This is a genomic window from Sphingomonas sp. MMS24-J45 (assembly GCF_044881195.1).
In the GTDB taxonomy this organism is placed as follows: domain Bacteria; phylum Pseudomonadota; class Alphaproteobacteria; order Sphingomonadales; family Sphingomonadaceae; genus Sphingomonas.
Genome location: NZ_CP173255.1, coordinates 1,684,965 through 1,706,330 on the forward strand (window position 1 = coordinate 1,684,965; position 21,366 = coordinate 1,706,330).

The 21,366-nt window shown below is 65.1% G+C and carries 22 protein-coding genes; 5 read left to right on the forward strand and 17 right to left on the reverse strand.

All coding sequences use genetic code 11. The annotated features are described in order from the left end of the window. Positions 1-35: 35 nt before the first annotated feature. Both AB5I39_RS08510 and AB5I39_RS08515 read right to left on the reverse strand, forming a co-directional pair. Entirely contained in the window at positions 36-932 is an 897-nt protein-coding gene (locus AB5I39_RS08510; protein WP_404373687.1) for a 3'-5' exonuclease, read from the reverse strand. A gap of 82 nt (positions 933-1,014) precedes the next feature. Then, positions 1,015-1,773, reverse strand: coding sequence for a hypothetical protein (locus AB5I39_RS08515; RefSeq protein WP_404373690.1), 759 nt, complete (start codon positions 1,771-1,773; stop codon positions 1,015-1,017). 463 nt (positions 1,774-2,236) lie between these two features. Between AB5I39_RS08515 and AB5I39_RS08520 the strand changes: the two genes are divergently transcribed. Further along, the gene (locus tag AB5I39_RS08520; RefSeq protein ID WP_404373692.1) at positions 2,237-2,506 is read left to right on the forward strand and encodes an ArsR/SmtB family transcription factor; all 270 of its coding nucleotides are present in this window, start codon (positions 2,237-2,239) and stop codon (positions 2,504-2,506) included. A 96-nt stretch (positions 2,507-2,602) separates the two neighbouring features. Here the strand turns inward: AB5I39_RS08520 and AB5I39_RS08525 are convergent, their stop codons facing one another. The 6 genes from AB5I39_RS08525 to AB5I39_RS08550 form a co-directional block, all read right to left on the reverse strand. Beyond that, a complete protein-coding gene (locus AB5I39_RS08525) occupies positions 2,603-3,874 on the reverse strand; it encodes a hypothetical protein (RefSeq protein ID WP_404373694.1) in 1,272 nt (423 codons plus the stop codon). Beyond that, positions 3,871-5,175 carry a patatin-like phospholipase family protein gene (locus AB5I39_RS08530; RefSeq protein WP_404373697.1) on the reverse strand — a complete coding sequence of 435 codons (1,305 nt, stop codon included), beginning with the start codon at positions 5,173-5,175 and terminating at the stop codon, positions 3,871-3,873. Before AB5I39_RS08530 ends, AB5I39_RS08525 begins: the two co-directional genes overlap by 4 nt. A 26-nt stretch (positions 5,176-5,201) precedes the next feature. After that, positions 5,202-6,857 carry a hypothetical protein gene (locus AB5I39_RS08535; protein WP_404373700.1) on the reverse strand — a complete coding sequence of 552 codons (1,656 nt, stop codon included), beginning with the start codon at positions 6,855-6,857 and terminating at the stop codon, positions 5,202-5,204. Between the two features lie 15 nt (positions 6,858-6,872). Then, positions 6,873-8,054 carry a trypsin-like serine peptidase gene (locus AB5I39_RS08540; protein ID WP_404373702.1) on the reverse strand — a complete coding sequence of 394 codons (1,182 nt, stop codon included), beginning with the start codon at positions 8,052-8,054 and terminating at the stop codon, positions 6,873-6,875. A gap of 67 nt (positions 8,055-8,121) precedes the next feature. Beyond that, the gene (locus AB5I39_RS08545; protein ID WP_404374082.1) at positions 8,122-10,152 is read right to left on the reverse strand and encodes a S8 family serine peptidase; all 2,031 of its coding nucleotides are present in this window, start codon (positions 10,150-10,152) and stop codon (positions 8,122-8,124) included. A gap of 34 nt (positions 10,153-10,186) precedes the next feature. Continuing rightward, entirely contained in the window at positions 10,187-11,125 is a 939-nt protein-coding gene (locus AB5I39_RS08550; RefSeq protein ID WP_404373704.1) for a hypothetical protein, read from the reverse strand. Positions 11,126-11,515: 390 nt separating this feature from the next. Here AB5I39_RS08550 and AB5I39_RS08555 point away from each other — a divergent pair, with 390 nt between their 5' ends. Together AB5I39_RS08555 and AB5I39_RS08560 are read left to right on the forward strand one after the other, a co-directional pair. Beyond that, on the forward strand, positions 11,516-12,964 hold the full coding sequence (locus tag AB5I39_RS08555; RefSeq protein ID WP_404373707.1) for a S8 family peptidase: 1,449 nt from the start codon (positions 11,516-11,518) through the stop codon (positions 12,962-12,964). Positions 12,965-13,001: 37 nt separating this feature from the next. Next, positions 13,002-13,355 carry a hypothetical protein gene (locus tag AB5I39_RS08560; protein WP_404373710.1) on the forward strand — a complete coding sequence of 118 codons (354 nt, stop codon included), beginning with the start codon at positions 13,002-13,004 and terminating at the stop codon, positions 13,353-13,355. An 89-nt stretch (positions 13,356-13,444) separates the two neighbouring features. On the opposite strand, the gene AB5I39_RS08565 is transcribed toward AB5I39_RS08560, so the two are convergent. The 7 genes from AB5I39_RS08565 to AB5I39_RS08595 form a co-directional block, all read right to left on the reverse strand. Continuing rightward, entirely contained in the window at positions 13,445-13,630 is a 186-nt protein-coding gene (locus AB5I39_RS08565; RefSeq protein ID WP_404373713.1) for a hypothetical protein, read from the reverse strand. A 38-nt stretch (positions 13,631-13,668) separates the two neighbouring features. Continuing rightward, positions 13,669-14,496: a RadC family protein gene (locus tag AB5I39_RS08570; protein WP_404373715.1), complete on the reverse strand. Its 828-nt coding sequence runs from the start codon at positions 14,494-14,496 to the stop codon at positions 13,669-13,671. Next, on the reverse strand, positions 14,490-14,918 hold the full coding sequence (locus AB5I39_RS08575) for a hypothetical protein (protein ID WP_404373718.1): 429 nt from the start codon (positions 14,916-14,918) through the stop codon (positions 14,490-14,492). The genes AB5I39_RS08570 and AB5I39_RS08575 overlap by 7 nt, the downstream gene beginning before the upstream one ends. A 38-nt stretch (positions 14,919-14,956) precedes the next feature. Beyond that, positions 14,957-15,469: a hypothetical protein gene (locus AB5I39_RS08580; protein ID WP_404373721.1), complete on the reverse strand. Its 513-nt coding sequence runs from the start codon at positions 15,467-15,469 to the stop codon at positions 14,957-14,959. A 122-nt stretch (positions 15,470-15,591) separates the two neighbouring features. Beyond that, entirely contained in the window at positions 15,592-16,134 is a 543-nt protein-coding gene (locus tag AB5I39_RS08585; RefSeq protein WP_404373725.1) for a helix-turn-helix transcriptional regulator, read from the reverse strand. A gap of 128 nt (positions 16,135-16,262) precedes the next feature. Further along, positions 16,263-16,583 (reverse strand): hypothetical protein, encoded by a 321-nt coding sequence (locus AB5I39_RS08590; RefSeq protein WP_404373728.1) that lies wholly within the window; start codon positions 16,581-16,583, stop codon positions 16,263-16,265. Positions 16,584-16,711: 128 nt separating this feature from the next. Continuing rightward, complete coding sequence (locus tag AB5I39_RS08595) at positions 16,712-17,257, reverse strand: toll/interleukin-1 receptor domain-containing protein (protein ID WP_404373731.1); 546 nt, start codon at positions 17,255-17,257, stop codon at positions 16,712-16,714. A gap of 205 nt (positions 17,258-17,462) precedes the next feature. Here AB5I39_RS08595 and AB5I39_RS08600 point away from each other — a divergent pair, with 205 nt between their 5' ends. Further along, entirely contained in the window at positions 17,463-17,834 is a 372-nt protein-coding gene (locus tag AB5I39_RS08600; RefSeq protein WP_404373734.1) for a TIR domain-containing protein, read from the forward strand. A gap of 2 nt (positions 17,835-17,836) precedes the next feature. Further along, positions 17,837-18,817, forward strand: coding sequence for a caspase domain-containing protein (locus AB5I39_RS08605; protein WP_404373737.1), 981 nt, complete (start codon positions 17,837-17,839; stop codon positions 18,815-18,817). Positions 18,818-18,939: 122 nt separating this feature from the next. Here the strand turns inward: AB5I39_RS08605 and AB5I39_RS08610 are convergent, their stop codons facing one another. After that, positions 18,940-19,983 (reverse strand): ComEC/Rec2 family competence protein, encoded by a 1,044-nt coding sequence (locus AB5I39_RS08610; RefSeq protein WP_404373740.1) that lies wholly within the window; start codon positions 19,981-19,983, stop codon positions 18,940-18,942. A gap of 42 nt (positions 19,984-20,025) precedes the next feature. Then, positions 20,026-21,090, reverse strand: a complete 1,065-nt coding sequence (locus tag AB5I39_RS08615; RefSeq protein WP_404373743.1) for a S8 family peptidase — start codon at positions 21,088-21,090, stop codon at positions 20,026-20,028. Positions 21,091-21,366: the final 276 nt, after the last annotated feature.

The following is a 21,366-nucleotide window of genomic DNA, read 5'->3' on the forward strand; positions in this document are numbered from 1 at the left end:
GGTTATCGGCCGTGGCCGTCTTGGGTAGTTGTCGGCTATCGGTCCGCCGGGGCGTAGCGCTCGTGCCACGTGATCCGCTCGATCGCCGGCCCCAGCGCCTTGGGGTTGGCGTCCGCCGAGTAGACTTGGCCGGCCAGCCACCATTCCTCCTCGCATCGCCTCGTGTCGGGCACCTCCCGCCACCACGTCTTCGTGTCCGCGTCCCACCTGTAGCCGCGCGCGCGCAGGGCATCCTTGCGTTCGAACGCCGCGCCGATCGCGCGGAAGCGCCAGCTGGGAGAGCGAGCCGTCGCCAGCATCTCGGACAGCGCCGTGCCGCCCCCGCGCAGTGAGTGCTGGAGAAGCGCGATGACCGCGTCGACGTCGTCGCCCGCCCGGTGCGCACCGTGAAAGTAGCCGACCTGCGCGAGCAGCCAGCCCAAGGATCTGCCGTCGAAGCCAGACGCGCGCCAATCGATGTCGGCGCAGCTGCAGGTCCAAGCTAGCCCGGCCGCATCCGGCAGGCGCCGCTCGATGTATCCGCGGTCGAAGCCCGCATTATGTGCGCAGACGAAATCGGCGGAGCGGAGGAGGCGGATGGCGGCCTCGTCGTCGATGACCTGTTCGGCGACGTCGGCGTCCGTTAGCCCCGTCAGGCGGACGATGTCCTCGGGCAGGTCGCGGCCCGGGTCCTCCAGCCACGAATAGCTACGGTCGATCTTGACGATCACACCGTCCGGGTCTGCGCGAAAGCGCCTCAAGGCCAGCTCGATGATGACGTCGTCGGCGCCGAGGCCTGAAGTCTCGACATCGACCACGACGCCGATCACGGTGTCGACGCGACCGCCTACGCCGGTCTCCCCCTCGCGGATGTCGAGACGCCGCAGCAGCCGGACATCGTCGTCGGTGTTGACCGCACGCAGCTCTCCCGTCTCGGGAATCGGGTCCCGCATCGCGATTCTCCCATGCTGGGTTGAAGGTGTGCCCCCCGTCATCGGGCCCGCACTCCCGGCGGGCGCGATCACGGGATGGCGTTCAGATGTGGAAGCGCTGCTCGATGTTGACGTCGAGGCCGGCGGCGATCGGCGACGCGGGCTCGGCCGCGATGAGCGCCAGGGTGTCGCACATCACATCCGACACCAGCGCTGCCACAAGCGGGTCGGTCGCATCGAACCCCCTCCTGATCCGGGCGTCCGCCGCGGCGGCACCGAAGCGACAGTGGAGCCTGCCCGCGATCTCGGTCTCATCCGTGGCAAGGGACGCGTGGAACGCCTGGACCGTCTCGAAACCGTCGTCGGCGACGATCGTGGCGGTGAACAGGCGCATCTGCCCGACCAACGGATCCGCAAAGGGCAGAACGTTGGTGCGCCACCGGTCCGCCGACGCATCCGCCGTGCGGCTCGGGGCCGAAACGTCCCCGTCGTCGTCGTCGTCGTCCGTCAGCGCGTCGATGGTGGTCGGATCCGCGTCCAGGCCAAGCGAGAGCCCGTGGATCAGGATGCCGCGCAGGCAGGCGTCGCGCTGAAGGCACGCCTCGAGCGCATTCGACCCGCTGAACAGCGCGAGCGGCGCCAGCATCCACGTCATCGCGTCATGGGGCACACCGTCGCGCTGAAACCGCCCGGCGGCCTCGGCCGCGACAAGGGCGATGCGCGAAATCGCGCGACGCGTGGTGACGACGACCGCGTCGTCCGCCCGGTCGTCGTCGAGAGGATCGAGGTAGGTCGACCTCCCGCCAGTCGGGGTTTCGAGGCGTGGGTATAGAGCGGGCATCTGTGCGGTGATCGTGCTCATGATCAACTCCCTTGTCGCCATCGGATCACGGCGTCGCGGGCAGCGAAATACCCGGCAACAAACGCAATATAGCGATGCGTCAAAACACTTCAATAGCTCTGGACATATTGAAGTGTTTTGTTCGGGAAGATGGGTGTGGGGCCACGGGCGACCGCGGCGGAACGCCATGACCAGGGTTGTCAACGCGTTATGCTCTGTGGCCAGCCGCGTCGCGTCGGCCTGTAGGAGTGAATCGGCAGGCGTCGGAGCAAGGTGGATATGGGAGTTAAAAATGAAGTATCTTGATCTTGCTCGTCACGCTGAGGGTGACCCGGCCTAGCTAGACTTCCGGGACGGAGCCATGCGCCTTGCGTGCCCCGGAGCCGATGGCGAGCCGCCTCCACCGGACGCTCGCATAAGATTTATTAGCGCCGGCGCGCTGCCCCGCATTGACCTGCAGTCTTCTGTCCACCATTCCAGACAAATGGACGCATCACGGGCTATCACGATCATGTCGGCGTTGGCGCAGGCCACGCGGCTCCGGACGTATCAGCTGCTCGTCGAGTGCGGCGAGAGCGGGCTGAACTCCGGCGCGATCGCGGAACGGGTCGGCAGCCCGCACAACACCATCTCCTCGCACCTGACCATCCTCGCGCACGCCGGGCTCGTCCGTCGGGAACAGCGGGGACGGGAAGTTACCTACCGCGCGGTGCTCGACGAAGTCGCCGAGCTCGGGGGCTTCCTACTGCCCTGAGCGTGACGAGGCCCGGGGCGGACGTCCCGACCATCTCCGCTAATGGCGTCCTGGGCTCGCTAGGCCATTCAGATGAACGGCCGTTCGCTACGGCACCTATTGCAGTTCGAGGCAGGCTGCATCCGCATAGCCTGCCACCTCGAGCTTGCGGCACGACGCCTGCGCCTTGATCTGTGCGATCCTGAGAGCCGCCCCGCCGGCCGCCTTCGCCTTCACATAGGCATCCACGTCGGTGACGGCGGCGATCCGAAGGCCGTCCTCCTCATCGAGCGCCGCCTGCGCTGTCTTGGGGTCGAACTCCGCGGCGATCGGCTTGGCGATCGCCTCGGACTTGTCGCTGAGGAACTTCCCGATGGCTGTCAGCAGACCGCTGCCGCCGCTGGTCTCGTGGAAGTCGGCCCGCCAGGTCACCGGGGTCAGGCGCGCAAGGAAGATCAGGTCCTCGGCCAGTGCCGCCTTGAGGTTCGTCACATCCTTCGAGGCCTTCTGACGTTGCGCGGGGGTGAGCGTCGGATTGACACCCGAGGCCGTGGCGGTCGCCAGGTCGTCCTGCCGCTTCTGCACCGCGGTCAGCCGTGCCTTCGCGGGATCGGACAGGCTTGGCATCGGCATCCAGCTGGTGGCCAGCAGCCGCGCCTTGACCAACCCAATGGTGCGGGGCGCCGTCTCGTCTTCGAAGCCGAAGGAGCGCGTCGCAAGCGACGTGCCGTCAGGGCCGACACTCGGAGCGAACACGCTAATCGTCAGGGCCAACGTCCGCTTCTTCGAATGCTTGCCGTCGATCGCGGCACCGATCCTCACCAACTGAGGAACGAGACGGAAGGCGGTCCCGTCGGGAGCGACCTCGATCCTGACCACCATGACCGTCATCCGATCGCGATCGAGCGCAGCGCCCAGCCTGTCCTCGATCGAGGCACCAAAGCCATCGCCGGCACCGTTCAAGGGTGCATCGTCTTTGAGTTCACCGGCGACCTCGCCCGCGGTCATCGTCGGAGCGGACGCCCTGGGTCCCAGCGCCACCAGCACGCAGCCAGCGCCAGTTCCGAAGACCGCAGGCTTGGAGAAATCGCTCGGATCCAAGGTCGCACGGTAGAAGTAGCTGGGCTGGGCGGCCACGACATGGACGTCCGTCCGTTTCCCAAGGGACTGCAGGCCATCGCCAAGTCCCTTTATGCCGGCCTGTATCAAAGACGGGAGGACAAGCGCCACCAGCGCGCCGATGAACCGGTTGCCCCCAGCATCGGGTCCACCGCAGGTCGGGCCAGTCCAGACGACCAGCTCCGCCTTGGCTGGTGCCGCCTGGGCCGGCAGGGGCGCGACAAGCGACGCGGCGAGAACGAGCGAAGTCAGCGTGCGAGCGAGGCTCATCGTTCAATCTCCTGGACTGCTTCTGCGGGGTCGTTCCTGAGCGGCGGGAGCGATATCCACGGGTTCCCGGCGCCGTCGGCGACCGTCCGCCCGTAGGCACGGAGGCAGGCCATGAAGCCAGGGTCGAACATCACGTCCTTCGGCTTCACGCAATGGCCAACTCGATCGAAGCCATCGGCGCTCATCATCAGGATCGTGCCGGTCGGATGGCCGAGGCGGAGCTCGGCGATCGAGCCGACCTCGATCTCGTTCACGACGATCGCCTCCGCCCGTTCAGCGGCAGTCAGGGCGTCAGCGCGCCGGTCCGCGCCGCTCCGGCCATTGGCCTCGACCGGCAGGACGGAAAGCGTCGTCGGGCCATTGCGCAACACATAGAGTGGCAGGTAGCCCTGAGGCGCGTCGACCCTGTGCGGCAGTCTCGCGAGCGCTGCGGCCTGACCCCGCACCGCACGCCCGGCGTCGCTGGCCACCCGTGCCTCGAACACCGACTGGCGGACACCGCCATCGTAATAGGTCTGCCCGTCGACCCTCACCTGCTGGAAGAAGACAGGCATGGCGGCCGACGCGAGCGCGGCACCGGTCAGGCATGAACGCGCCCGCTCGCGATCGGGCAGCGCCGCGACCTTCACAGCGTCGACGAACCCGAACTTCCCGGTCTTCGCGTTGACGAAGCCGATCAGCACCATCTTGCGGCCGGACAGGGCCGCCAGCCGATCCAGCATGCAAGGCTCCGACAGGTTCTTGCACAGTGCGGATTCGATGCGGGCGCGCAGCGGCTTCAGCCCCGCCATGGAACCCGTCAGGACCGTGAGCGCCTTCGCATTCCGATCGACGACGGCCTTCTCGGAAGCAGGCGAATAGTTGGCGACCAGCCGTGTGTAGGCCTCGTCGTCGCCGATGGCGACGAACAGCGATTGCAGCGCCCCGGTGCTGACGCCGGTGACGACGACGAAGTCCGGAAGCCTTCCTGTTTCATGGAGGCGTTTCAGGTAGCCGGCTCCGAACGCGCCCCACTGGCCGCCGCCCGATAGCAGCAGGATCGCGGGCTCGGGCGGAGCTTCGGCTAGGCCATTGGAGGCGCTGGTCGCGATCAGCGAGCGCTCGAGACGCTGCTTGAGCGGATCATCGGAGGAATTGACAAAGCCCTGGGCGGCGCGGCTGTGGATCGCCTGCTCGAGTTCAGAGGGCTGAAGGCGCCCGACGAGGTCCGTCTCGAAGCCTCGACACGACACGTTGATGGAACCGCGCGTGGCACAGCCACCGAGTAGTGCGCTGATCAGCGCCAACAGGACGAACCTCATCACCTTCCCCCGTCTCCGTGATTCGATCAGCGGCGCAGAAAGCGGCGCAGATTGCCGCCAAGTATGTTGCTCTGCTGCAAAGGGCTGTAGTTCGCGGCCTGCATGCCGGCGACGACCTGGTCGAGATAGCGCTCGTGGTGCCGCTCGATGCCGAGCATGATCCAGTCGGTCCCGTAGAGAATGCGGGTGAGGTTTGGATCGCGCTTGCCGTAGGCGGTGCGCAGGGCGAGGAAGAAGTCTCGCGCCAGCTGCGGATCGTCGATCAGCTCCTCCATGTAGGCGAGGTCCCCGTAGACCTCGGCACCCTTGCTCCCGGCGTCCAGCAGCTCGATCGAGGTCGCCAGCGCCCAGTCGTCCGCGGGATAGGGTGGTCCCTTGGCGACCGCTTCGCAGAACGGTCGGACCTGGCCAGCGAGATGGCCGAGGCTGAGGCGGATGGGATGGCGGGCCGCGACCTGCTTCCAGAACAAATGATCGGCCCGACGGCTGAAGTTCGGACCCGCACCATTGCTGTTGGCGGCGTGCGCCATGAGCGGGATGCCGCGGGCGGCGCAGACCGCGTAGAACGCCTCCAGCGATGCATCGAGCGCCTGGCCCAGCTTGCCCTTTCCTCCCGCCGAGTGCCAGCGGTCGAGCGCTGTGACGCGGCCCTTCTCGCGCGGATCGAACGCGGCATCCGCCAAACCCGCATTGCCGGTCGCCTGGAAACCCATCGGCGGGTAGAGCTTGAATCCCGCCACCTTTCCCTGGGCGTGCATCCCAAGCAGGCGATCGAGGGTCGTCGTTCCGCCGCGAAGCCGCTCGATGCTGTTCTTCAGGGGGCAGTATCCGGCGAAGGTCGCTATATCCAACGTTCCGCGGTAGCGAACCGCTATCCTCGCCATGACCTCAACCTGCTCGAACATGCTCGAGCCGGAGGCCGGACCGTCATCGAGCCAGACGTCGTAGTCGACCAGATGGTTGATCAGACGGCCGGGCAGGCGCCCGGGCGTGACGTGGCGCGCGAGGTAGTTGCGCACATGCGCATCGCGCGAGAGAAGCAGTTCGTAGCCCCACCCTATCATTCGCACCGCGTCGCCCAGACCTGCAGCCCCGAACGCCGCCGAGGACGTCCTGTCAGCGGTCTCGCCCGGAGCGACCGGGCCGGTGACGCCCCTACGCGCGGCAAGTGCGAAGGCGGAGGGGCTGGCCCGCTCCGGGTCGACGAACCCGGCCTGACTGCCGCCGGCATCTACCGCGACCGCGGCATTGAGTTCGCGGTAGCTACGAGCGAGGTCGGCTGCCTCGGCGTCACCCGCCTTCGCATTCGCCGCGTCGATCTCGCGATTGATGAATTCGGCGATCCGGAGGCCGAAGTCTTCCGGATCCAGGTCGCCCTCCGCGAAGCCGGCAGCGCGACCCATCTCCGCACGCGCGCTGGCGGCGAAGCTCTTGTAGAAGCGCGCGAACAGATCGATGACGGCCTTGGCCCAGCCCGGCATCGCTCCGTAGCGGGAAGGCAGGATCACGTATCGAACGAAGTTCGCGACCGGAAGGTCGGACGCGTTGAAGAGGTGCGTGTGGGCGTCGCCCACCGTGCGTGGTGCCGCAGGTCGGCCGATGGCGATGCCCTGGTGACACCCGCCTGCTGCCAGGGCCGCGGTCGCGATCATCGACCGTCGCGTCAGCGTCAAATCCTGCATGCCCCGACCATCCCCTCAGTTCCAGCCAAGTTCGCGCGCCAACGCCTTGTTCGAGTCGACGACCTTGGCCCTGATCGCCGCGATGCCGACGGCCTTGTTGCGCCTATCGCTCACGCCGCCGCAGGTCTCGAACCCGAGATGATGCAGGCCCACCAGCTGCCCGGCGCCATCGAAGATCGGAGCGCCGGAGGCTCCCGGCTCGCTGTCGCAGGTGTGCTCGAATTCGGGCCGGTCCGTCGCGGACGCGCCATCTGTCCACGCACGACGTCGGGCCGTCGCGGCGCAAGGCTGGCTGATGCGCTTGAACTGGCAACTGGCGTGATGGATCATGAAGAGCGGCTGATTGAGCGAAACCAGGCCGGTCGCGGTTGGAGCCGCCCGTGATCCGCCGCGTCCCGCCTCGCTTCCTGCGACCGGCGTCAGCCGGATGATCGCGAAGTCCAGACGCGAGTCGTGCGCCTCGACCTTCCTGCAGGCGAATTGACGGGGGATGCCGTCCTGCTCCCACCCAAGATCGATCAGCGTGGCGTCGCACTGCGCCTGGTCCCAGTTCTCGCTTCCCGCGATCGGCATGCCGCCGCAGTGATCGTTGGTCAGGTAGAGGTCGGATGCGATCATGACTCCCGAACAGCACCAACTCTTGCGGGTCATGCCCACACCTCCTCCGGCGCGCTCGCTGGCCGTGTGCATCATCCCCACCGTGTCGGCCAGTTTGAGTTGCAGGTCGTCGTCGACCGAGCCCGCCTCGAACGCGAACTTCCACTTCGGGGAGCTTCCGTCCTGGAGCGAGTAGAGCTGCGGCTGGTTGTTGTTCTCCGCGGGAGCGGCGATGCCCTGGACCACCTTGACCCGGACCGTCTGGTCGGGGGAGATGAGTTCGAGGTAGACCTCGCCGGCAACGAGCCTTCCGGTCCACAACGAACCCGACGTAGCGTCGAAGTCCGCGGCGTCGAACAGCGCAAGCAGGCGCCCGGCACCGTTGCGCACGGACATCTTCCACCCAGTTCGCGGCCCCCCTGCCCGCTGCAACTGAAGGCGGATGCCCCCCACCGGGAAGTCCTGGATGCCCGGATAGATGCGGGCGACCGAGTTGGGACGCACGTTGGCGCCGGACGAGAACCACGCACCGAACCTCGTGGTGAGCTCGGGCGCGACACACGAGCCACCTTGATACTGATCGTGTGCCGAAGCGACCATGGTCGGCGCCGGAGCGCGCGGCGCACCAGCCCCGAGCATGGCGAACGCCGCGAATGAGAGGGCGAGCCTAGCGACAGCCATTTGCGCGCTCCGTCAGGCGGGGGATGGCGAAAATCAGCTCTTCGATGTCCTCTAGCGCGATCGGATCCGCGCCGTCGCAGCGTTCGATCGTCACCGAACCATCGAACGAGACTGGTCCGAGTTTCCTGAAATCGGTCGGGGCCCTCTCGAGCATCAGCAACGCGTATTGGCGTTGCACGGCCGTTGGCTCACTGACGCGGACGATGTGGGCGATCGATGGTGCCGCGACGATCTGGGAACTGCCATCCTGAAGGAAGACCTCCAGCGCCTTTCCGCTCCAGCGGCTCAGGCGAACGGGCTCCCATGAACCACCGCGCAGCTTCACCCAATGCTTCGATGGGTCCAGCCAAGCCCGCAAGGGTTCGACCAGGCCGGCGCCGACGGCTTCGATGGTCTCACTGTCATTCCGACCATTGTCCACCAGCGGCCAGGCCGTCGCCATCAACCGATACTTGATCTTCCAGGCGTCGGAATAGTTGTAGCGCGACTCCATGCCAGCCACCACTCCGGCGACATACGCCGCCGCCTGGCTGGTGCCGCTCGCCTGCGATATCTCGCCGTGGCCGACCCAGCCAGGTATCGGGCCCGCCGGCGCTATGAGGGGAATCGTCGATGGGGTTCCGGGGAGTGGGCGGTAGGCCCCGTTCATGAGATGAGTCTCGCTCCGGGAGCACTTTCCACAGGCTGTCACGAGGACGACGTTGGACAGATCGCCGAGGTTCTGGGGTGAGTTCGAGTAGATGGGAGCGATCTTGTCGAGCACCGCGTCGGCTGGGTCGAAGCTGCCGTCGGAACGCTGCCGCTGCTGACCAGCGCTTGCGACGACGATGGGACGGTAATCGAAGAAGACGTTGTTGGGAGCGACTCCCGCCCGGCTCTGCCGTGACTTCCGGACCGCGTCCATCTCACTGGCGTTGGCAGGGAAGCTGGTGGCAACGAGAAACACCGGGCGCCTCTCCGAGCTCCCGGAAATGACCGTCTCGAGCTGACCCCGCAGCGCGAAGCCCGGTGCAGCGTCGACATATGCATATTGGCGCGGATCACTTGGATCCGGTTTCAGATACGGAATCGAATGGACCCGTGCACCCGGAGACAGTCCACGAAACCGAACGCCGTTGCGGCTCCCGACGATGCCGGCGAGGTGGGTCGCGTGGTGCCGTGGCCGGTCGAACGACGCCTGGACGCATCCTTCTGGACCAGGCGCCGAAGCATCGTCCTCCTCGGGGAGATCGGGCGTGGAGGTTAGCGTCGTGTCGACGAGCCACACGTCGGTGGGAGGCGCATTCTTCGGCAAGGCGGTCAGCGTCGCCAAATTCGAGTCGCCCTCCAGCAACGTCGCATAGTCGAGCAGTGAGGCGGGCCCGCATGGGACTGGCGCGGTATCCGCCAAGGCGAAAGCTGGTGGCGGCGGCTGGAGGCGAGGCGCGTACTCGACGTCGACGTTCGAAAGTTCCTTCGCCCGGATCGCAGCCAGGATGACCTCAGCATGCACGTCGTCGCTGCTCGGGATCAGCAGCCGGTAGGCGGTGTAGCGAAGAAGCGATCTTCCAAGGACGTTCGCGACCAAGCGGTTCGGGCTCCACCTGAAGCCCTTTCCAACAGTGGCGCTTTTCGCCTGGACGGTGCTCAGCGCCCGGAAACCCGCCAGCGTCGTGGGGGTGACCTGCGGCAGTCTGATCTGCGAGCCTGGCTGAAGCGCATTCAGGTCCAAACCAGGATTGAGCCGACGGATCGGCACCAGGAGGGCATCGCAACCAGGCGGATACCCGCGCGCCGTCAACAGGTCGCAGAGTCGAGGATGGTCGTCGAGCGACACAGTCTCGATCGGTAGCGCGTCGGGCACACCTATGAGGGTGTCCAGGATCGCAGCGAGATTCTCCGCGACCTTTCCACCGCGCAGTTCGACGACGATGTCGCCGGGCTTGGCACCCGTGCCCGTGGCCTGCTCGATCGCCTTGACCGGATCCGTTGTCTGCGCCCGCACGGGGACAGGCGCCTGCACACCCAGCATCGCCATCACGGCAAGCGATGCCAGGAAGGAAGGGCCCCGCCTAAAGAATACCATAGTGCATACGGTGCTGGAGCTTGTCCTGCGCGACAATGTCGAGCGTCCGGGTGCCGCCCTTTCCGCAGAGGTAGTGCATGACCGAGTTGGCAGTGTAGCCGGCGACCGAGCGCCAATTGCGCGTATCCTCAAGGGGGCACCCAGCGACGCCGAGGTGCTCATGACGATAGCCGATGATGTGTCCGAGCTCGTGCCGAAGGACGCCTACGGAAGCGAACGACGAGGTGAAGAAGGTGGGCGCGATATACAGGTTGCGCTTATAGACGGGATCGTTGGGAAAGAAGGACGCGGCGATGAACTCGGTCTCCGCCGGAAGGTAGCGGACGATGAATGTCACCTCGCCCGGTCCCGGCAGCCCAGTGGCGATGCGAGCGCGGCCTCCATCAAGCGCGGACCGGTGTTCGAAGCTGAAACCGCATTCGGGGCAGGCGTCGACCCAGTCCTTGGTAGCCGCGGCCATGAGAGTCACCACCTGCTGATACGCGGCGGGACTGGCGAAGCTGCTTCGATCCACGGCGTAGGACAGCGAGCGTCGGGTCCTCGGCCATATCTCGGCGGCGCCCGTCGAGGAGGTCGCGAAGTTCAGTTCGGCGGCGCCCATCTGCTTACTGAGCGCCGGCTGGCGACGCGTCTCCTGTGCACCGAGACAGCTCTGCTTGAGGAACGCGATGGCTTCCTCGCGTGTGAGTATCAGGTCCCCCTGCAGAACGACGTAGTCGAAGGTCGCTCCGTCATGCTCGGCGTGGAATTTCGGCAGGGACGCCGCCTGGGACGCATAGGTCGCTTCATCGCAGCTTGGCTGCGCTGGGGGCTTGCGAACAGCGCTTGGCGTTCGAGCGAGACTCGGCGCGTCCACCGGGGCCGCGGCGATCGCGACGGCCACCGACAGGAATAACGACGGAAATCGACGATCTGATCCGAGCATGCCTGTCTCACGACTAGATGGAACGCAACACTCGAACGTCAGCGGTTCAATGAAAATGCCGCGATGATTCTTATGGAATATTAACTATCTCTCGCCGCGAGCCAATAGGAAAACATTGGGATGATGAAGCCCAAGGTGGCATAGCATCTGGCGACGATATGGCTGGAATATACCAAATACGTCTGCTTGGCGACGTCGCGGGTGAGTAGCCATAGTCCCAAATTGGTTCTTTCTCTTGTCGCGTCAGGAATCGATTTCGGGAACATCCCGAGGTCGACGAAGCAACGATGCTTTGTGAACATGTTGCGACGGATCGGACACAGCGCACCTGGGACATCGATGGCACGGTTAAGTTGGGGGATGAGTCCCGAGGAGTTCCTCGGAGAGCTGATGAATCGCAGCATTCGCATGCGACGCGTCGTTGGCGGGACGATCGGAGGTCGTCGGCATCTGCACGACGTACAGCGCCGTCGGCGCAAATGGTATCGTCGGCTCCACGGACAAGTCGAACTGCCCCGAGCGCAGCAGACTTTCGCTGACGTTCAGTGGCGATCCCAACCTGCGCCCTCGCTGCGGATCGTCATCCTGGAGGACGCCGTGACACCGCAGCTCGAGCTGGCAGGCCCGAAAAAGATTCGCAGCATGCGGAAGGATATGCGCCGGATGCTCCACTTGGCGTCCGAACGGTCGCAGATGCGGCCATATGCGTTGATCAGCGCGCGACGTCGAAGCGCACGATTCCCACCGATCGGTCGTCGGCCGGATGGGCCACGCCCGGAAACGCGGGCGCTCTATCTTCCAGCGATGGGTATCGCGATCGTGCCGGAACTCAGCGCGCAGGAAGCGCATGCACTCGAGAGTGCAGGAGCGGTCGTGCTCGCGAACGAGCTCGTCACGATCGACGATCCGGCGAGCAGTGGCAGCGCTGTGAGGGTGCCCTCGAGCGCTCATCTCGATGCGATCGACATCAACGCTGCGAGAAGTGCCGGACTGACCGGGTCCGGCGTGAGGATCGGCGTCCTGGACACCGGGATCGACCCATCGCATCCGGAGTTCGCCGACACCAGTATCGAGTTCATGGCGTTTAAGACGAATGGCGAGAGACGGGCCATCAAGCCGAAAGACTTCGACTCTCACGGCACTCATGTCGCGGCACTGTGCGCGGGCAAGACCGTGGGCGTAGCTCCGGGTGCCGAACTCGTCATCGCGGCCGTCATGACGGAGCGCAACCTGCAAGGTAAGATCTGTGGCTATCTTGCACAGATTCTCGCCGGAATGGATTGGCTTGCCGGGAGCGGTGGGGCCGGCAAGGGCGTCGACGTGGTCAACGCCTCGCTGGGAAGCCCCGGCTCCGCAAGCGGGTATTTCGCCTCGGTCGAGGCATATCGTCAGAGCGGCATCCTTACGATCGCGGCCATCGGCAACAGCGGCAAGCTCGGAATCGGCCGGCATTCCGCTCCCGGGATGCTCGACTGCGCTCTCGGCGTGGGCGCTATCGACAACAGCGGTCGCGTAGCGGATTTCAGCGATTGGGGGCTATGCCACGCCGTTCCGGCCTCCAGCGACTACAAGCCAGACATGATGGCACCCGGCGTCGACGTAACCAGCGCCGTGCCGGGAAAGAGTTACGCCAGCAAGAGCGGAACCTCGATGGCCTGCCCGATCGTCACTGGCTCGGCTGCCTTGCTAATCGAACGTGACGCCTCTCTCAGGGGCGATCCCGACGCGCTGACCCGGAAGCTCCTCGATCTCGCCGTGCCACTGCCCAGGCAATCGGCCGGCTATGACGACCGTCGCGGCGGCAGAGGGCGTCTGATGTTGACGACCATCGCCAACTAGGCTCGACCCCGAGTCACGAATCGGCTAGGATTCCGAAATGCTGACTGATCGCGCCAACGAAGTCGTCAATCAGGCCACGCCTTCGAAGCGAGTCTCGCTGATACTGACCGTGCATCCCATCGGGTCCGCGCTCAACTTGGCGGAGGACCGCAAGAAGCGCGTCGCGACGCTTTCGAAATTCTACAGCCGCAAGAAACAGCCGATCCTAAAGCACTTCGGGACCTACGAAAGCTCGGGCTTACGCGTCGTCAACAATCTCGTCGGAACACCGAACCTGATCGTCTCCGCGCCGGCGAGGGTTTGGAAGCGCCTGATGCGGGAGCAGCCCAAGGTGTTCTCCGATCCTGCGGTCGAGGTGACTGCGAACGAGCCGGATTTCGTCACCCTATAGTGGCCGTGGGAGGGGCTCACGCGTCCCTCACGCCTCTGTGGCACTTGCCGAAACCAGGGGGTGTGCCGCAGGCCGTCCATTGCCCTCGATCACAGTCCGACTATCGAGGCGAACTCCGCCATGGCAATCCTGGAGCTGGCGGAAAGCTCCAAGAAGGACCGACGGCGATCGACAGGGTCCTTCCAGCGCAGCAGCACGCCCTCCCGGCACAGGGTGTCGACCCATCGGAGCGCAGTGGAGATCGGCACCTCCGCCGCCAGTGCGGCGCTCTTCACGCTCACCGGAGTGCCTTCCAGCTCAGCGGCGTGGAGATCTAATAAGATCTTCCAGCAAGGATCGTTGAACAGCCCTGGGGGAAGAGCTCGTCGCGCGCCCTCCTACGACGGATGAGGGTGCGCACGGTGGCCGCTAGCCGCCTACGTTCAGCTGATTCAACTAGACCGCCATCATTGCGATGCCGGAACGTCATCTGCGCAGCGTCCCTGCCACCGCTAACAACAGTTCCTGCGACCTTTGGAAGGACGGAGGGGACGCGCGCCGCGGTGTCGACCGGGAGGCCATCTTCGAGCAACTCCGCCACCACGCTCGTGCACCCACCACGCGTGACTATGACGTGATCTATGAGATGGACGCCGACGACCTCAGCGGCTCGTGACAGATGTTCGGTGATCGAACGGTCGGCCTCACTGGAACGCAATATGCCCGACGGATGGTTGTGGGCGACAAGAATCCCGGTGGCGCCCAGTTCCAGCGCCCGCCCGAGGATCGTGCGGACGTAGAACGGAGCCTCGTCGGGACCACCCTGTCCCGCCTGCTCGTCGGCGATGAGCCGCCGTGCCGCATCAAGGAAGAGGACCCGCACGGTCTCAACCCGCTGGTATGCGATGTGAACCCGAAGGTAGTCACGCAGGTCCCCGGAGGTCGCGAGGATGGGCCGCGTTTCCAACCGCGCCGTGGTGGCCCTCTTGAGCACGTCTCGGGTCGCCGCAAGCAACGCGACGACCCGGTCGCTCCCAGTCACCCGGAGATGTTGCGCGGATGACGCTGCGAATAGCTCCGGTAGCGAGCCGAATTCCCTGATCAATGCATCCGCTATCGCTCCGGCAGCGGCCCCTTCGACCTGATCGAGGAGTGCTACCAAGGCGGCTCGGCACCCAGCCGACGCTCTCGGTTGACATGGCGCAAGGTTGCCAACGCTAGCAGGACCAGCATCGGATACGCCCAGGCGATCCTTCCTAGCCAATAGAGGAGAGGCAGCATGGACGGTTCGGCGAGTTTCAGGAAATGCCCTGCCAGCCCAAGCATCTGCATCGCGGCCATCGGTATCGGCCACTGACGGTTCGCCCGCAGGGCGATCCAGACCAGTGGTAGGAGCATCGCCAAATCGACCAGCAAGACCCCCACCGCCAGTCCGTGAAAGTGCCAGCCCGTCAGGAATGCAACCCGGGACGCGGGAAAGGCGAGGAGGAAGACCGCCGCCGCCGCCCGCTCGGGCGCGCCACCACGCCAAAGCGCGTAACCGCACACGAAGAGCCAGAAAGCCAGGAAAGCCGCCAGAATCACTGCCCATCTACACGACCACCATCACTCGCCGTCAATGGTCAGGCTACGGACCGAAGTTCGACAACCTCGGCCCCTGTGCTGGCCAGGGGACATGTGCTGTCTGGCCCCCAGGTGGCCTCCTCTGCGGCGCGCGTGACCCGAGCGATCGCGCTGAGGCTGCTATGCGCGGCAAGCAGGGCCCTTCGACTGTCGAACTGCGAGATCACCATCTTCTCGAGCTGGTCCAGGACGCGCTGGGCGACCTTCACCGGGACCCCCGTCGCGACCCGATTTCCCACCGCTCTCGTCAGCAGCGAGCCCGTAGCCGCCAGAATGGCATCACTGGCAGACTCGGCCGCGAGCACGGCGTCCGCGATTTCCGTCAGCGCCAAGTTTCTGCTTGCGTCATTGCGTCCGTGTTCATCAAACATCGTGATAATTCCCGTTTGGCCCGGCGGCGCCGGGAGGCGTTGCGGGAAAGCCCCAAGGACGGAGACGCAGTCGCTCCGGCGGAACAGCTGCCTTCGATCCAAAGTTTTCCCCCATCGGATGTCCGTGACGGCCTTCGCCATCAGTCTTCCCAACAGCGGGGTGCTCGGAGCGCGGGCGTGCAACCAGCCGGAGATTTCGTCCCCGCAATAACTAGGGGCCAGGTCTATGCCATGAGCGGGGACTGCTTCCGGCTGACCGGAACTCAGCCCGTGGCGGACCGGATCGCAGACGCCAGGGAGTAGAGGATGCCAAGCGAGGCGCTGATGACGAGGATCGCCACACCGATCACTACCACCGAGCCAAGGATCAGAGTCGACCTGGTGAGGATTGACCACCCCTCGGGCCTGGATCCATTGACGATCTCGCGGACGACCCGTCTCAGCGGCAGCTCCACCGCGCCTGCGGGCGCGGTCGCATCCCTCACGACGCTAGGAGGTCTCTCCAAGTCGATTGCGTGGAACGACGGCAAATCTTGGAATGCTTCGTGCGCGCCATGCACAGTGGCAGATGCGTCATGCGCAATGGCAACGGGCTCGACGTCCGGCGATTCGACGCTTTCGAAAATCAGCGCCGCATGCCGCCGGTCGCGCGCACCGAGAGCCACCACCGCCTCGCGAATGTAGCCGTTCACGGTGCCGGTCGAAATCTGAAGATCACGGGCGATCTCGTCCGTGCTCTGGAGGGCACGGACCCGCCGCAGGCATTCTGCCTGTCGAGGGGACAACTGCCTCTTCGCACTGCTCATTCACATCTGTGTAATTCCTGTCGTCGCAAATGGAAGGGCGCAAGTCGTGCACCGGCCGACTTCCATTGGCTCGTCATGTCCTCGCGCCGCAGCAACGACAGGCTGGCTAGTCGCCGGTAATATCGTGGCTAGTCCTTGGTAAACTCCGAAGGTGCAGAGTGGTCATCCGTCTTGCCGTCGAGGATCGCCGCGACGGTCGGCAGATAGCGCCGGACCTGCTCGCGGTCGCTTTCCTTCTCGTCGCTGGTCAGGTCTCGGTACGCCGTGGCAATCTGAGCGTCCCAGCGAGCCACGAGGTTGGCCGGCAGAACGAGGGATCCGTCGGGTGTCCTCTTCCCCTTCGAGTGCATGTAGCGCTGCCAGTGGGCCCATCGCTCATGCTCGAGCTCGGCCAACCGATCGATCCCCGCCTCCAGTCGATGTTCTGTCGAGTTCGTGCCCATCGTCATTCAATCCTGTCTGCTGACCTAAATCACAACCGGCCGGCGATCCTGCGCCCCGGGGAATCGAGACTTCATGGGCACTTTAGAGAGAACACGGCCCCGCCCATTGGGTTGCTCCGCCCGGCCGCCCGACGCTACTGCCCCAACCGCCCACGAAGGCTCGAATAGAACTCCCCGACCGAACTAGAAAGCGCGGCCTCCTCCGTCAGCACCGCACGCTTTCGGAGCAGCGAGGAGCGCGCCGCCTTGGATACCAGCGCATACTGGTCGAGGTCTGCGTCAGAGCGCAGATACGGCCACTTGCGTAGAAACTCCGGGGGCGTTCCGAAACCAGCCGTGTAGGTCGCGAGCGGGTAATCCTTCTCAGTGGCGACGCCGATCTCCCAAGGCACCCATTGCGAAGCCAGCGTCGAGGAGGACACCACGGCCAGGAGCTGTGTACATTTGCCCATCTCCAGGCGTATGTGCGACGCCAGATCCTCTCCGCGCCAACCGATGTATGGGTCGATGACGTCCAGATAGCTGTCTATATCGTGGTAGACCTTCAGCCGACGGGCCACTTGCGCCGCGGTGACGCTGTCCGCCGCCTGGTGTGACAGGAAAACTTTGATCATCGGTTCGCTCCCATGAATGATCGGACCCGCGTCGAACGCATCGGTCCACGCGTCCACCAGGATCATGCCCAATTTGGTTCCTTTGGAACCGCGCGAGAAACGCGCCCACCTTTTACAAATGGAGCCTTACCTCGACCGGACGTAGCTATCGGCTTTGAGGCAAGGCATAGGGAAATCGGACCCAAATCGAGAGCGATACCGCTGAAGCGTCCTTGTATTGTAGCGCCAGCCGACCGACCTCGCGGGTTCAACAGGGGTGGGAGTGCGATCCATGGCAGACACGAAAGTGATATTCGTCGCGTTCGCGATCGAGGACGAGAAGCAACGCAACCTGCTCAAAGGCCAGGCGCTCCACACACAGTCGCCATTCGACTACGTCGACATGTCGGTAAAGGAGGCCTACGAAACCGAGTGGAAAACGAAGGTGCGCACCCGCATCAAGCGCTCTGACGGTCTCATCGCGCTGATCAGCGAGAGTTCGCTGACAAGTTCCGGCCAGAAGTGGGAGATCGCGTGTGCAAAAGAGGAGGGCATCCCCATCCTCGCGATCTGGGCCTATTCAGACGATCGCACCACGGTCGAGGGCGTAAGCGCGAAGAAATGGGAATGGGACACCATCGCCGACTTCATCGACGGCCTCTGACGATGGGAACCCGGAAGGCACTCATCGTCGGCATCGACCACTACGAGCACGTCCCCGCGCTGCGCAGCTGCGTGGACGACGCCCATGCGGTCAAGGCACTCCTGGAACGCAACGGCGACGGCACCCTTAATTTCCACTGCCTCCTTCTCACCGGAACAGGCCCGGGCGACCAGGTGGAGCGGCACGAGCTTCGCGAAGCCGTGAAGGAGCTGTTCGCCGGAGACGATGACATCGCGCTGTTGTTCTTCGCCGGCCATGGACACATCGAGGCGACTGGTGGGTATCTCTGCGCCAGCGACACCCGGACAGGCGACGATGGTCTCGCCATCGGCGACATCGTCATGCTTGCGAACAAATCCCAGGTAAAGAACAAGATCATCCTCCTTGACAGTTGTCATTCGGGAATCGCCGGAACCACTCCCAACGATCCGCGCGTCGCCGAGATGAGTGACGGGCTCACGATCCTGACCGCCTCCACCGCGACCCAGAGCGCATTCGAGACGGGAAGCGGAGGCGTCTTCACCAACCTCATGATCGATGCTCTCTCCGGTGCCGCGGCGAACCTGCAAGGCCACGTGACGCCCGGCAGCGTCTATGCACACATCGACCAGTCGCTCGGCCCATGGGACAAGCAACGTCCCGTGTTCCGAACCAACGTAAAGAGCTTCGTATCGCTGCGTCAGGTGCCGCCGCCGATCCAGCTGCAGGACCTGCAGGCCCTGGCCACCCTGTTTCCGGACGGCGATTTCGAGTTCGCACTGGATCCGACGTTCGAGCCGGAACGTCCCCTGCCTGGGATCGACGTTGATCCCATCGAGGAAAACACACGCCGGTTCGCCGTCCTGCAGAATCTCAACCGGGTGAACCTGGTCGTCCCGGTCGGCGCGAAGCACATGTATCACGCCGCGATCGAAAGCCGGAGTTGCAAACTCACCGTTCTGGGAGAGCATTATCGCCGCCTGGTGGTGAGCGGGCAGATCTGAGCCGACGATGGGGGCGGCCGGCTGCTAGCGGCCGGCGCCCGCTTCGCCGCACGACCGGTCGGCATCGCCGCCCATCGTGACTTTAAGCCCGTCGTCGCCTGTGGCCCGGAGACGGAACGAGCTCAGATGTCGATGCTAAGCAACCCGTTCGACTCGCCGTATCGACACGTGTAGTCCCATCGCCGGGCGAGATCGGGATCCGCCCATGGTCGTGTCCTGTCCGTCGCATAATTGAAGAGCAGTTCGCGCGGGCCAGGCGGCGCGAAGGCGAGAAGCCGGGCGATCGCCTCGGGATCGGGATGGCCGTGACGCGTGCCGTCGGTGGAGATGGCGAACCGTCGACAGTCGAGGAGTTCGACCAGCTCCCGGGTGACATTGCCGCGACTGCCATGATGGGAAACCTTGAACACGTCGACGCGGAGCCGCCCTCCTTCCGCCTTGGCCAGCGGCGCGATCGACCTGACGAGCGTGTCAGGATGCGCGTCGCCCGCGAGAAGTATGCGGCGACCATCATACTCGGCTAGGATGGCGATGCTCGAACCATTCGGAAGCTCCGTGTCCGTCTTCCCGGGGGCGGCCAAATTCTCGACATCGAGGACCGGCGGCATGGAGCTTCGGGACAACCGCCCTGTGCGGGCGAACCGCGCGGGGTCATGGCCGGTGCGCCAGTCGGCCCACTTCCCGCGCATCGCCTCGACGCCGTCCCCATCCGGACCGAGCACCGTCACCCGCAAACCGGGGACCCCGAGGTCGGATGGTGCGGTCGCGACCGACACAAGTCCGTCTTCAAACGCCTCGTTCAACCGCCAGCCAAGTTTCGCGATGGCGGCGGCGTAGCGGTCACCCTGAGCCACGCTCCGGGCGCCGAAGCCACCCAGAGAATCGAAGGAGTTATACCAGACGCGTTTCGGAACGACCGGTGGATCGGCATCCTCGACGTATTTCAGGCCTCCCTCGATATGATCCGCGTCCACATGGGTGAGGACGAGCAGTTCGAGGGCCTCTCCGCCTTCCGCGATCGTTTCTAAACGGGGGCGCAGCGCGCCGTAGGTGGACGCTCTGCCGCCATCCACCACGGCATGACGCCGCAATCCAGGTTCGCCCCAAGTTAGGATGAGGCAGTCCCCGTCTCCGGCGGGCAGCATCGTCAGTCTGAATTCACTCATGAAGACGCCCCTCGTTTTTCGATCCGTGCTCCGCTCAGCGTCTCACGGCGCCCGGACCAAACCTTCGCCGACGTCCTCCTGTGCCGTGTCGGCGAGGCCAACGCGAGTACAGCTGGCCACGACCTTCGCGCCGACGTTGAACGCGCCGGCCTTCCCGCGCGACGCCACGGCCTCCCACCAGAGCGCCGCCACTCCCGCGACGTGGGGACAGGCCATGCTGGTTCCGCTGAGGGACCGGAGCCCTCCTCCGGGCCATGCCGAAAGAATGTCGACGCCGGGCCCTGACAGCTTCGCGCCGATGTTAGAGAAGGGCGCGACCTCCAGTCCACCCGCGCCGCGGCCCAAGGCCGCCACGGCCAGGACCTCCTCGGCCGCCGAGGGCAAGGACGCGGCAATCCGGAACTTCGGGTCGGTCGCGCGCTCACTCTCGTTGCCGGAAGCGGCGACGACGAGCACGTCCCGTCCGAACGCGCGGCCGGCCTTCAGTTCCGCCATCACCGCATTGAACATTATAAGGTTCGCCCGATACGCCTCGAGCGCAACCGACGTCGCGAGTCGCACCGGCCACCCCTGTGAGGCCAGCTCCTCGACGAGACCGGGAAAATCGAAGCCCAGCGACATCGAGATAACGTTGGCGCCACCCGCGCTTGCCCAGTGCAGAGCGTCGAAGACCATCTCGGAGTCGCCGGATCCGTCGTCGCCCAACACCTTGCCGATCAGAGCGCGACGGACGCCCCGCGCCACGCCGATCCGATGTCCGTCCACATCCTGCCCGAAGATCACACCGGCGCAGTGGGTCCCGTGACCATTCACGTCGGCCATACCGGCACCCGTGAAGTCGCGCTCCTCGAGCGCCACGCCGGCGAACGCAGGATGGGAAGCATCGATTCCCGTATCAAGGACCGCCACGATGACCCCGGACCCGTCGAACCGGGAAGCATCGGCGCCCACCGCCGCCACGCCCCAGGCCTCGCCGTCCGACGCGGCGTCGCCGAGTGGACGTATCAAGCGGGTGGGCATCACCGGTGCCGTCGCGACGACCTCGGGATCCCAGGCCAGGTCGGCCTCGTCCGTCGGCGTCAGCATCTCGGACGTCAGCGAAGTCAAGATGGGAGCCCCCCGGGTGGCCGTTCCGAAGCCCTTCGTTTCGAAACCGCCTCTGGCACGGGCGACGGCCCGCCGTAAGACGACCACCTTCCTCATCGGCGCGGCGCGGTTTCTGCGGAGAGGCGTCTCCGAGGCGGTTGCGGAGGAAGAACGATCATCATGCTCCGCGTTATAGCGCCATCTCCCGGTGCCGGCGCAACCGACGGATGGTCCCAAACTGGTTCCTTCGCATGATTGCGCATTGTCGATCTAACTGGACGATGACACAAGGATAGC